The sequence below is a fragment of the Luteitalea sp. genome, from assembly GCA_009377605.1.
Lineage (GTDB): Bacteria > Acidobacteriota > Vicinamibacteria > Vicinamibacterales > Vicinamibacteraceae > WHTT01.
Genome location: WHTT01000008.1, coordinates 48053 through 62313 on the forward strand (window position 1 = coordinate 48053; position 14261 = coordinate 62313).

Sequence of the window (14261 nt, forward strand, 5' to 3'; positions counted from 1 at the left end):
CACGACACTCGCTTGCCTTCTGAGCGAGACCGCGAGGACCTGACATGAATCTCTCGGCCTTCGTCATCGTCCTGCCGCTCGGCTTCTGTCTGCAGGCCACACCTCAGCCGGTGCAGCCGCCCGCAGCAGAGACCGCTCGCGCACCGAAGCTGGAACCAGCCGAGCAACGCGTCTTGGAGGATCGGGTCCTGGCGTGGTGGAAGGCTCGTGTTGCGCGTGATCATCGCGCTATGTACGACCTCTACGAGCCCGCGTATCGTGACCGCGTCCCGTACGAGAAGTTCGTGGAGGAGAGCGTGGTCAGGAGCCGGATCGATCTTCGCGAGCCGACCATCCGGGAGACGACGCCGGAAGGGCCAGAGCAGATTCGTGTGCTTGTCGGATTCGTCGCGGCGCCTCCCAAGCGAGAGCCGTATCCGGAGACATTCGAAGAGCGTTGGGTCCGCCACGACGGGGAGTGGTTCAAGCGCTACGAGCCCGTGAAGACGCCGTTTTCATCAATCGCACGACACTAGCGCTCCGTTTGTAGAGATCACGGGAGAAGGTGCCTGCGGAGCCCGAGCGGGCTATACTGCAAGCGGTCACGGCCGCCGGTCGGGCCAGACGAGCGCATACCTTCGGCACGCGAAGAGTGAAGGCGCTCGCGATGTACCATGCTTGGCCCCAGTCAGCCCCTGCTCGTCGTCGGAGCCATCGGGTTCGTGGTCAGCCTGCTCCTCGCAGGCGGGCTGAAGCCGATCGCCGCTCGGCTCGGTGCCGTCGCGCATCCCAAGGCCGATCGCTGGCACCGGAAGGCGATTCCGCTGCTCGGCGGCCTCGCCATCGCCGGAGGCGTGTTCATCGGCTTTGCGATGGCGCCTCCGAGCAGCCCGAGGATCCTGATTCTGCTCGCGGCGGCGCTGGTCATCTGCTTCGTGGGCGTGGTCGATGACTTGCGACCGATCCGGCCACAGTCGAAGTTCATTGTGCAGATCGTCGTGGCGAGCGCCCTGGCCGCTCTGGGGCTGCGGCTCACCCTCACGGATCTGCCCTTCCTCAACGTCCTCATCACGATCTTTTGGATCGTGGGCATCACGAACGCGTTCAACCTCCTCGACAACATGGACGGCCTGGCCGCAGGCATCGCGGCCATCACGGCCAGCTTCTGGCTGGTGTTCTTCTCGTGGGACGGCAACGTCGAAGGGGCGCGGCTGGCGGCGTTGCTGGTGGGAGCCTGTCTCGGCTTTCTCGTCCACAACTTCAATCCAGCGTCGATCTTCATGGGTGACGCCGGGAGCCTGTTCCTCGGCGTCATGGTGAGCGGTCTGAGCTTGGTCGGCGACTGGGCGTACTCGCGGAACGCCGCGTCGGTCTTGCTGTTCCCCGTGCTGATCCTGCTCGTCCCGATCTTCGACACGACGCTGGTGACGGTCGCTCGCGTGCTGGCCGGGCGCTCGGTCTCGACCGGCGGCCGTGACCATTCGTCTCACCGGCTCGTCGCTCTTGGCATCTCGGAGCGCGGCGCGGTCATCGTCCTGTATGTCGTCGCAGCGCTCTCGGGCGCCGTTGCTTTCCTCTCATACCGCACCGGCTTCTCGTATAGCGTCATCCTCATTTGTCTTCTCGTGATCGGCCTGGGCTTGTTCGGCATCTACCTGGGCCGGCTGGAGGTTTATCCAGAGAACCAAGTCGGGATCGGCGAGCGCGCCCGCGTCGTGCGGCTGGTCGCGGCCTTCCCGTACAAGCGGCAGATTGCCACCGTCGTCATCGACGTGACGCTGATTGTCGTGGCCTACTACAGTGCGTACGTTCTGCGGTTCGAGAACGAGCTGGGTGCCGAGCAAGCGTACTTCATCGACTCCCTTCCCATCGTCCTCGGGTGCCAGCTCTTCGCGCTTGCCGTGTTCCGCGTCTATCGGGGGCTCTGGCGATATACGGGCCTGCGTGATCTCATCCGAATCACCCAGGCCACGAGCGTCGGTACCGTGGCCGCGATCCTGGTGCTGCTCTTTGCCACACGTTTCGAGGGCTATTCACGGGCCGTCTTCGTGATCGACTGGGTGCTGGTCCTCGGATTCATCGGCGGCAGCCGCATTTTCTTCCGTGCGCTCGACGAGATTCTTCGGCAAGGTGTCGGCGAGAACCAGCGGGTCCTCATCTATGGTGCGGGCGACGGCGGCGTCATGGTGCTTCGGGAAATCCGGAGCAACCGCGATCTGAACCGGAATGCCGTGGGGTTCTTGGACGATGATCGGGACAAGCACGGGACACGAGTGCTGGACGTGCCGGTATTGGGCGGAATGGAGCGCCTCGAGGATGCGCTGTTGACCATGGAAGTCTCGGAAGTGATTATTTCGACGTCGCGCCTCTCGTCAGAGCAGGTTCAGGCAGTCCTGGACTTCTGCGAACCGCTCGAGATACCGGTCCGGCGAGCATTGCTGCGCCTCGAACACGCCAAGCACTAGGTAAGGGGAAAAAGGAACCGGGTACCTTTTCCCCCTGCCCAACATCAGACTCGAACGATAGCATCATCATGCGCGCATTGATCACAGGAGGAGCGGGGTTCATCGGATCGCATCTGTCAGAAGCGTTGCTCGACGCGGGGCATGACGTCTTCGTCCTCGACGATTTGTCCACGGGCTCGATCACGAACATCGAGCACTTGAAGGCTCGACGTGAGTTTCACTACACGATCGACAGCGTGACGAACGAGCCGGTGCTCGCCGAGCTCGTGGATCGCGCCGATGTGGTCTTTCATCTGGCGGCGACCGTCGGCGTGAGGAAGATCGTCGAAGAGCCGGTTCAGACAATCGAGAACAACGTCCACGGCACCGAGGTCGTGCTGCAGCACGCGAACAAGAAGAAGAAGCTGGTCGTGTTGGCCTCGACGTCGGAGGTGTACGGGAAGAACGACACCGTGCCCTTTCGCGAGGATGCCGACCTCGTGATGGGCCCAACGTTCAAGCATCGGTGGGCCTACGCCTGCAGCAAGGCCATCGACGAGTTTCTCGCGCTCGCCTACTGGAAAGAGAAGAAGCTGCCCATCATCATCATTCGACTCTTCAACACGGTTGGGCCGCGCCAGACCGGCCAGTACGGCATGGTGATTCCCAGCTTCGTGCGACAGGCGCTGGCTGACAGGCCGATCACCGTTTTCGGCGATGGTAACCAGACGCGCAGCTTTACCTATGTAGGAGACGTGATCCGGGCGGTCCTGGCGCTCGTCGAGCATCCCCGTGCCGTCGGCGACGTGTTCAACATCGGGAACGGCCAGGAGATCTCGATTCTCGATCTCGCGCGGAAGGTCAAGACGCTGAGCCGCAGCAGCTCGGAGATCGTCACCGTTCCTTACGAGAAGGCGTACGAAGCCGGCTTCGAGGACATGCAGCGCCGAGTACCGGACATCACGAAGATTCGCAACCTCGTCGGATACGAGCCGCGCGTGGATCTCGACGAAATCCTCGCCAAGGTCATCGATTACTTCCAAAAGCGCTGAGGCAGATACTTGGAGGAGAGCGTCGGATACTCACTGAGCCGACACGGCAGCTAGATGACTGGCACCTTCTCTCCGATACTTCTCGAGTAAGGCCGTCAGGCGTTCGACGATTTCCGGACGTTGCTGGTGCCGGGCCACCGAGCGATGAAGGGAATCCGGTGGCCGCCTTCCCAGATATCGGCCTTCTGCCCACGAAGGCGCCCATTGGCCCTGTGGTTGAACTCGCGAATATCGCTCGTCAGCCAGTGGGCACCGTTGTCGCTGGTAAAGACAACCAAGGTGTTGTAACGAAGGTGATTCTAGTAGTACGGCAGCGCAGCAACAACGCCACGCCAATCGTCGACGTAGTAGCGGCGCGCGGTGACGTCGACCAACACGAGATGGCAGACGATGACGAGCACGACGAAGGCCAACCGGACGGCCTGGCCGCGGTGCATCAAGAGAACCGCCAACGCCGGAAGCGCCGGGAGAAAGTAGCGTCCTTGAAGCGTCAAGCCGACACGCGACAGCGTGAGGTACTCGGCGGCCAGCAGTGCGCCGCCGAGCGACACTGCACTGATGACCGCAAACCAGGCGAACGCGCTATAGCGGCGCGAGCGGTCAGCGAGATAGTAGCCCGCGTTCATCACACAGAGCACAGCAAGCGCGACGTACCAACCCCACTCGAGCCGGTAATCGAGCCAGCCAAGGTGTCCCCAGAAACCGGCCCACAGAAAGGAGGCGCGCCGGGGCAACAACTCGAGGTACGCGGTGGGCGAGAGATCGAGCGGCACGCCGAGCAGATGAGGCGACACCCACGCGTAGTACACGACGTACGCCACCGCCATCGCGCGTACGCAAACCAAGGTCGCGTCCTGTCCCGCTGGCAGGTCCGGAGATCGGCGCACAACCGTCGTGAGGATTAGCGCCGCGGCGAGGCTCAGGATCACCACAACCGCGGCTGGCTTACTGAGCGCGAGCGCCAGCAGCACGACAAACGTCTGGAGATGGCCGCGGCCATTTCTCGCCAGGTCCCACACGAGCAACGTGGCCAGCACCGAAAGCGGCAGCATTGCTGCGTCGGCGTTCACGCTGCTGGCCAGGAAGGTCACCATGGGCGTCGACACCATCAGGAGAAATGCGAGGCGTCGATCCCCAGATCTGGTGAACACGCCACCGAGCGCACGCGCCACCAGCACCCACAGGAGAGCCGAGAGCGCCGCTGAGGCGAGCCTGTACGCATAGAACGCGTCGTAAGGTGAAAGCGCCAGCCCGCCTGTCAACGCCCGGCCAACGAGGAACACGGGCAGGTAATACGCGGGTGGGTACGCCCAGGCGTGCGAGAGCACGTGGTCGTCATCGGCAGCCGTGAAGCCGAGCGCGCTCCGCTTGAGGTCGGTGATCTCGCTCCTTGTGAGCTGAGCCTCGCCATCGAACATCAATTTCCGGGCGCCGACCGGCTCGTTGCCTCGCAAAACGAATGGCGTGAGCAGCCCTCCAGGCAGCCGCACTTCCTCACCAAAGGCGACCCACGGTTGGCGCGCCATCGAGAGGACTCGTGCGAAATGGTCCACCTCGTCCGGCGACTGCAGCGGCGGACGGATCACGGCCCACGAGCCGAAGAGCACGAACAGCGCCGCCCATGTTACGAGGTGGGCGCGTAGGCGCGCAGCGTTGGCACGCACCCGCCCATGAAGGTTCCAGCTCCCCGCCTTGGCCCCGGTCGCGGCATCCGAGCCTTCCGTCGTGCCAGGCTGCCATACAGGCGTCGAGGCCGCCGCGCCAAACAACCACCGGTGCCACATGACCGGCCAGACGAGCGTCCAGAGCAGGAGGCCGACGATGACTCCTCCGACAGCACGTCGCGCGACGATTTGCGTGATGCGACCCGCCGCGCGACACGGTGCCCAGGCATTTGCCCGAACGTCATCTACGACCGCGGCGAATCCCCACGGATTGGGTGGCACTTCCGAGTACAGATCCAGACGCTCGATTCCACGCGCTCCATCGGTGTCGGGCACCCGGACGTTGATCCACTGCGCCGGCTCTCGCACCTGCGCGTCGGCGAGCGTGCGTCCCGATGCCGCCAGCCGAACATCGAGCCTGAGCTTCCGGCTACCGGAGCGCACCCGAACGAATGTGTCGAGTGGCCCGCAGCCGAGATCGTGGATGTAGATGGCAGAGTGCGCATACGCGAAGCGCCGGAATCCCTCGTCGGCGTCGCGCTGATAATAGAAATCGCGATAGATTGGCTGTCGGAGCGACGTGAGGCTCAGCTCCGCTGCACCAAACGCGGCACCTCCGAGCGCGAACAGCAGAGCGCCAACGATGGGGGCGCGGGAGAGACGAAACATTCGATCGCATATCATAGTGGCCGATGAGCAGTCTGGCCGTGCCCCGAGGCGCGGCGCGCCGGCGCTCGGCCGCGTCGTTCCCTCGCGTGGCGGTTGTGATTCCCGCGTATCGGGCCGCGGCCCACATCGGCGGTGTCCTCGCCAGCATCCCCGCCTGGGTCAGCATCATCGTGGTCGTCGACGATGCCAGCCCGGATGAGACAGCAGAGGTGGTCGCTACCCAAGGCGATCCACGTGTGCACTACTTCCGGCACGATACGAACTGCGGCGTCGGTGGCGCCATGCTCACAGGCTATCGCCAAGCCGCCCGGCTGGGCGCAGAGATCCTCGTCAAGATGGATGCCGACGGCCAGATGGATGCCGCGCAGCTGCCGCGTCTCGTCGCGCCCATCGTCAACGGCGAGGCAGACTACACGAAGGGCAATCGCTTTCTGCACGCGCCGCAGCTGGCGGCGATGCCGCCGCTCCGGCGGATCGGCAACATGGGGCTCTCGTTCCTGACAAAGATGGCCTCCGGCTATTGGGACGTCTTCGACCCGACCAACGGCTACACCGCCATCCACGCCTCGGTGTTGCCCATGATCAACCAGGAGGCGCTCGACCGGCGATTCTTCTTCGAGACGAGCATGCTCGTGGAGCTGAGCATGTGCCGCGCCGTCGTGCGGGACGTGCCGATGCCGGCGCGCTATCGCGGCGAGAGGAGCTCGCTCTCCGAGTCGCGCGCGTTCGTCTCGTTCCCCCCGCGCCTCATCCGGAGCCTGGTTCGGCGCGTGGTCGTGCATCACTTCGTGCAAGACTTTGGTCTCTTCGCGCTGTTCCTCGTCAGCGGCGTGCTCCTCAGCGCGTTTGGCGCAGGTTTTGGAGCGTGGGCTTGGGCGAGCAATGCACACCGCAATGTGGAGACCAGCGCCGGCACCGTCATGATTGCGGTGTTGCCCATCATCCTCGGCATCCAGCTCCTGCTCCAGGCGCTCACCCTCGACATCCAGAGCACGCCGGTGCATCCCGTGCACCACTCCCTAGAGGATGAAGCGCGTCTGGGCGGCGCATGAGCCAGCCGACACCCGTGCCCCCACCCGGTGGTAGTGCCATGCCCGCGGCCTCCAGCGCCACTGCTGCGCTTGCGACACCGCTTGCGACACCGCTGGTGTCGGTCGTCGTCGTGACCCACAACTCGGCCGATGACATCGCGTGCTGCGTGTCGTCGTTGGGCTCGCAGACCTGGTCCCACTGGGAGCTGATCGTCGTCGACAATGCCTCTACCGACGACACGGTCGCGCGCGTGCAGGCGAGCTGGCCACAGGCGCGGCTCATTCGACGCGATGAGAACGTCGGCTATGCGGCGGGCAACAACATGGGGTTTCGCCATGCGCGCGGCGACGTTCTCGCCGTGCTGAATCCAGATACGCGGGTCGCGCCAGGGTGGCTCGAGCCGCTGGTGGAGGCCCTTGGCCGCGATCCGCAAGTCGGGCTGGCCACGCCAAAGATCGCGCTGATCGACCGGCCGAGTCTGATCAACACATGCGGCAATGCCGTCACGTTCGCCGGCCTCACCGTGTGCCGAGGCCTCGAGGCGCCGGTGACCGCTTACACGCAGGCCGAGGATGTTGCGGCTGTCTCGGGAGCGGCGTTCGTCATCAGGCGCGACGTGCTCGAAGCAATTGGCGGCTTCAACGAGTCGTTCTTCACCTACTACGAGGACACGGATCTCTCCTTGCGAGCGCGGGTTGCCGGCTGGCGATGTCGTTTCGTGCCGGCGTCGCTCGTCCAGCACAAGTTCCACTTTCGCATGAGCCCAAGCAAGTGTTATTGGATCGAGCGCAACCGGTACGCGGCCTTGGCGCAGAACTTACGCTGGCCAACGCTCCTCGCCTTGCTCCCGGCGTTGGCCTTCAGCGAGCTGGTCGTGTGGACGTATGTGATCGGAGGCGGACCGGGGCTGATTGCTGCAAAGCTGCGCAGCCTGCGCTGGTTACTGACACACACCGGCGAGATCCGAAGAAACCACCGCGTCGTTCAGCGTCTGCGGCGCACGCCGGATCGCGAGCTGCTGCGGAGCTTCACGTCGAAGCTCACGCTCACCCAGACCGTGCCGCCTGTGATCGCACGCCCGACTGAGGCGCTGGTGACCACGGTGCTCTGGGTGTGTGGACGCTTTGCGCGTCTCATCGTGTGGTGGTGAGGCCGCGATGGATCTTCGTGGTTCAACTCCGGGCTAAGGAAGCGAGACCGTGTACGACGAGCGCTACACCGATTATCAACGGCGGCGCGGTCGCCTGCGACGTCTCGTCCGGCGAGCGTATCTGGCGCACGCGGCGCGGCTCTGTCGCGGGCGCGTGCTCGACTTCGGGTGCGGTATCGGTGCTCTGCTCGAACGCTTGCCGGCGGGCTCGATGGGGCTGGAGGTGAACGCGGCCAGCGTCGCGTACTGCCGCTCGCGAGGGCTGAACGTGACGCTCTACGATCCTGACACGGACGGCTACGGCTTGCGCGACCTGCCGATCGATCGATTCGAGACGCTCATTGCGAGCCATGTGCTCGAGCATCTCGAGCGCCCGGACCGGGCGCTGCGGCTGCTCTTCGACGCATGCGGTCGGCTCGGCATCACGCGTGTCGTCATCATCGTGCCGGGACCCAAGGGGTTTGCCAGTGACGCCACTCACCGCACCTTCGTTGACGAGGCGTATCTTCGCGAGCGGCTCCTCCTCGACGTTGCCGGTTGGCGAAGGGTGTACGTGCGGCGGTTTCCGCTCGACAATGCGTGGCTCGGTCGAGTGTTCACACATAACGAGCTGTCGCTGGCGTGGGAGAAGACCTAAAGCGAAGTCCTCGAGGGCTCTGGCAGGTACAAATGCGCCAAGAACCTGTGCCCGCCCCGCTCGAGCGCGACTATTCCTCTCTGCCGGCGGTCGCTGCGGTTCTGAGCGCGGCGTTGCTCAGTCTGGTGTTTCTGCGGCAGTACGCGGTCGACGTCCCCTACATGGACGAGTGGGACTTCGTCCCCCCGTTGTGGAAGGCGCTGAACGGGGGAACGCTCGATCTCGAGATCTTGCTGCGACAGCACAACGAGCACCGGCTCCTCATCGTCGCGCTGCTCTACGTGGCGCTGCTGGTCACCATCGGCTGGAACGAAATAGCGGCGATGATCGTCACTCAGGGCTGTCTCCTGGCTGGCGCAATTGGCTGCGCCATCCTCGCGCGCCAGACGGTCTCCCCTCGTCTTTCGCGGTATCTCTTGCCGCTCGTCGCGGTGCTGGCGCTGCTGTACACGCCGGCACAGGCCGAGACGCTGCTCTGGGGCTTCACGATGCAGCTCGTGCTGCCCAGCGTTTGCGTGATGGCATGCGTGCTCCTGGCGCGAAGCCGACTGCCTCTGCTGCAGACGCTCGTCGTGTCGGCGCTGTTGGCCAGCGTGGCGACCTTCTCGCTCCTCAACGGCAGCGTCTGTTGGGCAGTGATGCCACCGATCATTTGGTGGACGCATCGCGAGGAAAGCCGTGAGCGGCCTTGGATGTGGTTGCTGTGGCTCGCGGCGCTCGCCGTGGTCGGCTGGACCTTTGTCGATGGCTATCACACGACTCGGCCGCACGGCCTGATCGAGGGAGCGTTCGCGAATCCATGGCTGACGATCAGGGCGCCGTTTGCCCTCTTGGGGCGGCCGCTGGCCTTTGGCGCGACCGTTGAGGAGCGTATGTATTGGGCCGAGCTCGTGGGATTCACTGCGGCCGGCTTCGCCCTCCTGCCTCTGGCCTATCTGGTTCGCAACCGACGCGACGAAGGGCTGATCGATCGCGTGGCGCCGTGGCTCAGCCTCGGCGGCTACGGTCTCGCTTCCGTGCTGCTGGTGGCGGTTGGGCGCTCGGCGTATGGCATGCTGGGACTCTCCGCCAGTCGTTACGTCAGCCTGTCCGTATGGATTCTCATCGCCGTCGTGATGGTGACCGCGATATGTCTTGCGCACGATCGCGAGTCGCGGCAGGGGCGGCTCCATCCGTGGTCTTCTCACGCAGCTCTCGCTTGTTGGGTCGTCGGCGCCATGCTGTACGGACTCGCGTTCGGTGACGGCCTACTGGAGGCGCGGGAGATGCGCACGCTGCGCCTCCAGGGAAAGGCTGCGCTCGAGTTTTCGACGGTTGCCCTGCCCGTGGATCACTTGTTGCATCCGAATTGGGATCGTGACGTACGGGACCAGGCCGCTGCCTTACGAGACGCGGGCTTGCTCCCCCTGCAGGGTGCACGCACGCGATGGATGCTTCGCGATGCGGAGGCGTCGCGTTGCGCATTTGGGGCGGTGACGCGAGCCAGGCGCGCTGAGGATGGAGGGCTCGATCTCGCCGGCTGGGCCTGGTTGCCGCGAGAGCGCCGGGCCCCGGACGGCGTGGTCATGACCGAGCGAGATCCGAGGGAGCCCTATCCCACGCCAGTCCGGTTCGTTGTGCCGGCCGCCGAGCGTTCACGTAGTGCGGCGCGCCAGGGCGTGGCCGAGGCACGTCCCAAAACCAGGCCCAAAACCAGGGCTGGTTGGCACGCTCGATTCAGCTCTGGGTTGTCACCACGCGCCGTGCAAGCGTGGGCCATCGATGCCGCGGCCGGCCGGGCGTACCCACTCTGCGGCGTCGGGCGGTGACCGACAAGATGACCCTGTCACCCGGTCACGATAGACTAGGCGCGACAATTGGCCGTTCGATTGCCTATGAAGCTCTCTGTTGTCATTGCCGCTTATAACGAGCGCACAACGCTCCCGCAAGTCCTAGAGCGAGTCGCGGCCGTGCCACTCGACGTGGACCGCGAGATCATCGTCGTCGACGACTGTTCGACCGACGGCACAGGGGAGTACCTGCGACAGACAGCACATCCGCCGAATGTGCGTGTGATCTTTCACGAGCAGAATCGCGGGAAGGGCGCTGCGTTGCGGAGTGGGTTTGCCGCGGCCACGGGTGACATGGTCGTCGTCCAAGACGCCGACTTGGAGTTCGATCCCCGCGAGTATCCCAAGCTGATTCAGCCAATCCTCGAGGGAAGAGCGGACGTCGTTTATGGCTCGCGGTTCACCGGGGGCGACTCGCACCGGGTGCTGTACTTCTGGCATTCGATGGGCAACAAGTTTCTTACGCTGCTCTCGAACATGCTGACAGGCCTCAACCTCACCGATATGGAGACCTGTCACAAGGTCTTTCGCCGAGAGGTGCTGGAGCGTATCGAGCTCGAGGAGGACCGCTTCGGATTCGAGCCAGAGGTGACTGCCAAGATCGCACGCCTGAAGGTCCGCATCTATGAGGTTGGGATCTCGTACTCCGGCCGAACCTACGAGGAGGGCAAGAAGATCGGCTGGAAGGATGGCGTGCGTGCCGTGTGGTGCATCTTGAAGTACAACCTTCGGCGGCAGTAAGGATTCCCAGACGAGCCCCTATACGTGCTCAGCCCCGATGAGATCAGCGCTTGCCTCGCTTCTTCCCAGCCCCGCCGTGCGCGGGCGGCGGCTCCAATCGCCTCTTGACAACAGGCTGTACTCTGCTCACCAAAGGGAACTTCTCCGGATGATCCAAAGATTCCACTGCCAGATCGATGTCAAGATCTGGCCAATGGAGATGATGTGGACTGGACAGCTGTACATTCGCAATCTCGCGAATTGAGCTTTCCCTGAACCATGGGAACTCGCCGAACGGCACGAACAGCTCTCGCTCCTCGATGAGGATCCAGAAACCGTGTGGCGAGACGTTCGTCACTTCAATCTGCGAAGTGTGCCGCCCAAGCGTTTCGGATTTCATCAACATGCTCCTCGATCAATGCCTGGACCTCGGTCAGCTGCTTTGCTGTGAGCCCATAGTTCACTGCGAGCCCCACCTTCGGCTCGATCCAGAATTTTGCTTCGCCATCGGCATGCTGCACATGAACGTGCACTCGCCGCTCCTCGCGCGAGAAGAAGTAAAAGCGAAACCCGCGGATTCGCAGAACCGTCGGACTCACGCGACCAGGATAACGCAGCTGTTTCTGTGATGCGACCAAGACACTCGCGAGATATTGGGCGTCGCGTGCCTACTTGGTTCCAATCACCGCGTAATCGAGGTGCGTGAACAGCAGGTCATTCAATCGATCGACGTTTCGATTGAACGCAAAGTGCAGCTCGTCATCGCCGGCAGCGTGCAGAAGGCGATGTTCCGCTGGTAACGGGCTGGAGAAGCGTACCGCGATCTGTTGGAATCCACTCGCGCGGACGAAGTGCGACAGCGTGTCCGGGTGCAGCGGCCGGATATGCGTGACGTCGCGAATATAGCTCTGAAAGAACGCGAACCAGCACGCGACGTTCACCGTCTCCAGCACGATCCGCGCGCCGGGCCGGAGCTTCGTCTGCGCCGTCGCGAGCATCTGCACCAGGTAGTCGGGCTGAAGGTGCTCGACGACCTGCGCCGCGAGGAGGCCGCCGAGCGATTCGTCCGGGAGCGATGCAAGGAACGTCAGCGCATCTCCCTCGTCTACGCGTAAGCCCCGCTCGCGGCAGATCTGCACCATCTCCGGGTTGATATCGAGCCCACGCGCTGCGATCCCGTGCTCGCGCAACAGGGCCAGGAACTCGCCCCGGCCACAGCCGAGATCGACGATGTCGCTCGCACCCTCGAAGGTTGGCAGGTATTCGGCGAGACGCGCCCGGATGTCCTCCGGTCGTCCACGAAACGCGTCCTCGAACGCCACGTACTTGTAGGCGTCCTGATCGCGTGCGGCGAGCTGCGAAGAGGAGATTGGCTCGGATGAGGCAACCGGGGAAAAAGGAACCGCGTCCTTCGCGGCTTCTTCGTCCTCGAAAAGGAACCCGGTTCCTCTTTCCGAAAAGGGGCCTGTCCGCCTTGGTCCGGCAAGCTGTTCGACCTCACGGGCAAGCGCCTGTTGCGCGCGTTGTAGCAGTGCGAGGCTTCCCCGAAAGTCCTCGTGTGCAGCGGTCACACTGGACACGCGCGCTTCGAACCGGTGCTCGCGCGCTCCGAGCAGCTCGAGCCGCTTCTGCAGCTCGTCACCCACGCCCCCGACCGCGCCAATCAGCTCCTGCAGGTCTTCGATGCGTCGGCGCGCCAAGCCCTCCATCTCGTAGTCCTTCGTGTCGGTATATGAAGTGATCTGCTGGACGAATCCCATCAACAACACCTGAAAGTGCACAACGTCATAGATGTGATGCTGGAGGCGATCCAGCACGTCGGTGACTGCCGCATGCGTGGCACGGGCCACCGGCACGTTGTTGTTCAGGTGCTCGACGAGCGCCGCATTGAACGCTTGCTGGCGGGCAAAGAACGGCTCGACCGAACGCCGGACGAACCGCACGACACGGCCCCGCCAACCCGCCGGCGCCTCGACATCCTTCAACACGGGCCAGCGCTCGTTCAACGTCGGCCCGAGCCGTTCGTCCGGCACGGGCGGGCTCGCCGGCAGCTCCCGTCCCGAGGGCAACGCCGCATAGAGGGCGCTGAGCGCATCGTTGTACCGGCGATCCGCCTCTTCACGCGCGGCCTTGAGCTGTGCCAGCTCGTCAGGCGTGATGGTACGCGTCGTCATCTATCAGTGCAAAATGTAAGATGCAGCGTGAAAATGCAAGAGGGCGCCTCGCTTCGCGTCGAGCGGCCAGGTAGGGCCGCCTCGCCGAGGCGGCCGTGACGGCGCGGGAGGCTGACGCGCCCTACCTGCTGCCGATGACGCCTTCCAGCGGGCTGCTCGCCGTGGCGTACGCCTTACGCGGGATGCGGCCGGCGAGATGCGCGAGACGACCGGCTTCCACCCCGAGCCGCATGGCCCGCGCCATGGCCAGCGGGTCGCTCGCCCCGGCTATGCCGGTGTTCATGAGCACTGCGTCCGCGCCAAGCTCCATGGCCACGGCGGCATCCGATGCCGTCCCAACGCCGGCGTCCACGATGACCGGCACGCTCGCGAACGCCTTGATGATGCGAATGTTGTTTGGATTCTGAATGCCCAGACCGGATCCAATCGGGGCACCGAGCGGCATCACCGCCGCGGCGCCAGCATCCTCGAGCTTTCGGCACACCACCGGATCATCGTTGGTGTAAGGGAGCACGACGAAGCCTTCCTCCACCAGCACGCGCGTGGCTTCCAGCAACGCTTGGTTGTCCGGATAGAGCGTACGCTCGTCGCCAATCACCTCTAGCTTCACCCAGTTCGACAGCCCCGCCTCGCGAGCCAGGTGCGCGGAGCGTATCGCGTCCGCGGCGGTATAGCAGCCGGCCGTGTTTGGCAAGATCGCGATGCGAGCGCTATCCAAGTGATCCAGGAGGGAGCCGCCCGCGCGGTCGTGCACGTTGACGCGCCGGACTGCCACCGTGACCATCTCCGCCGCCGACGCTTCGATGGCGCGCAGCATGAGGTCGAACGAGGCATACTTGCCGGTTCCAACGATGAGCCGAGAGGAGAAGGTGCGATCGGCGATACGCAGTCCATCGATATCAGGCATGAGC

At 64.2% G+C, this 14261-nt stretch carries 14 protein-coding genes; 8 read left to right on the top strand and 6 right to left on the bottom strand.

The features are described from left to right. Positions 1–44: 44 nt before the first annotated feature. The 3 genes from GEV06_04130 (at position 45) to GEV06_04140 (ending at position 3475) form a co-directional block, all read left to right on the top strand. Positions 45–515, top strand: coding sequence for a hypothetical protein (locus GEV06_04130; GenBank protein ID MPZ17092.1), 471 nt, complete (start codon positions 45–47; stop codon positions 513–515). Positions 516–653: 138 nt separating this feature from the next. Next, the gene (locus GEV06_04135; protein ID MPZ17093.1) at positions 654–2444 is read left to right on the top strand and encodes a hypothetical protein; all 1791 of its coding nucleotides are present in this window, start codon (positions 654–656) and stop codon (positions 2442–2444) included. Positions 2445–2512: 68 nt separating this feature from the next. Next, positions 2513–3475, top strand: coding sequence for an NAD-dependent epimerase/dehydratase family protein (locus GEV06_04140; protein ID MPZ17094.1), 963 nt, complete (start codon positions 2513–2515; stop codon positions 3473–3475). Positions 3476–3570: 95 nt separating this feature from the next. On the opposite strand, the gene GEV06_04145 is transcribed toward GEV06_04140, so the two are convergent. Next, the gene (locus GEV06_04145) at positions 3571–3753 is read right to left on the bottom strand and encodes a sulfatase-like hydrolase/transferase (GenBank protein MPZ17095.1); all 183 of its coding nucleotides are present in this window, start codon (positions 3751–3753) and stop codon (positions 3571–3573) included. A 21-nt stretch (positions 3754–3774) separates the two neighbouring features. Beyond that, entirely contained in the window at positions 3775–5823 is a 2049-nt protein-coding gene (locus GEV06_04150) for a DUF2142 domain-containing protein (protein ID MPZ17096.1), read from the bottom strand. Between the two features lie 8 nt (positions 5824–5831). On the opposite strand from GEV06_04150, the gene GEV06_04155 reads away from it, so the two are divergent. The 5 genes from GEV06_04155 (at position 5832) to GEV06_04175 (ending at position 11197) form a co-directional block, all read left to right on the top strand. Then, the gene (locus GEV06_04155) at positions 5832–6860 is read left to right on the top strand and encodes a glycosyltransferase (GenBank protein ID MPZ17097.1); all 1029 of its coding nucleotides are present in this window, start codon (positions 5832–5834) and stop codon (positions 6858–6860) included. Continuing rightward, entirely contained in the window at positions 6857–7990 is a 1134-nt protein-coding gene (locus GEV06_04160) for a glycosyltransferase (GenBank protein MPZ17098.1), read from the top strand. Before GEV06_04155 ends, GEV06_04160 begins: the two co-directional genes overlap by 4 nt. Positions 7991–8039: 49 nt before the next feature. Beyond that, positions 8040–8627 (top strand): methyltransferase domain-containing protein, encoded by a 588-nt coding sequence (locus GEV06_04165; GenBank protein MPZ17099.1) that lies wholly within the window; start codon positions 8040–8042, stop codon positions 8625–8627. A 32-nt stretch (positions 8628–8659) separates the two neighbouring features. Next, positions 8660–10435, top strand: coding sequence for a hypothetical protein (locus GEV06_04170; GenBank protein ID MPZ17100.1), 1776 nt, complete (start codon positions 8660–8662; stop codon positions 10433–10435). A gap of 66 nt (positions 10436–10501) precedes the next feature. Further along, positions 10502–11197 carry a glycosyltransferase gene (locus GEV06_04175; protein ID MPZ17101.1) on the top strand — a complete coding sequence of 232 codons (696 nt, stop codon included), beginning with the start codon at positions 10502–10504 and terminating at the stop codon, positions 11195–11197. Between the two features lie 43 nt (positions 11198–11240). On the opposite strand, the gene GEV06_04180 is transcribed toward GEV06_04175, so the two are convergent. From GEV06_04180 to GEV06_04195, 4 genes are all read right to left on the bottom strand, one after another. Further along, entirely contained in the window at positions 11241–11576 is a 336-nt protein-coding gene (locus GEV06_04180; protein ID MPZ17102.1) for a DUF2442 domain-containing protein, read from the bottom strand. Continuing rightward, entirely contained in the window at positions 11536–11775 is a 240-nt protein-coding gene (locus GEV06_04185) for a DUF4160 domain-containing protein (GenBank protein ID MPZ17103.1), read from the bottom strand. The genes GEV06_04180 and GEV06_04185 overlap by 41 nt, the downstream gene beginning before the upstream one ends. 69 nt (positions 11776–11844) lie before the next feature. Continuing rightward, a complete protein-coding gene (locus tag GEV06_04190; GenBank protein ID MPZ17104.1) occupies positions 11845–13350 on the bottom strand; it encodes a methyltransferase domain-containing protein in 1506 nt (501 codons plus the stop codon). A 121-nt stretch (positions 13351–13471) separates the two neighbouring features. Further along, entirely contained in the window at positions 13472–14257 is a 786-nt protein-coding gene (locus tag GEV06_04195; protein MPZ17105.1) for a thiazole synthase, read from the bottom strand. Positions 14258–14261 lie beyond the last annotated feature (4 nt).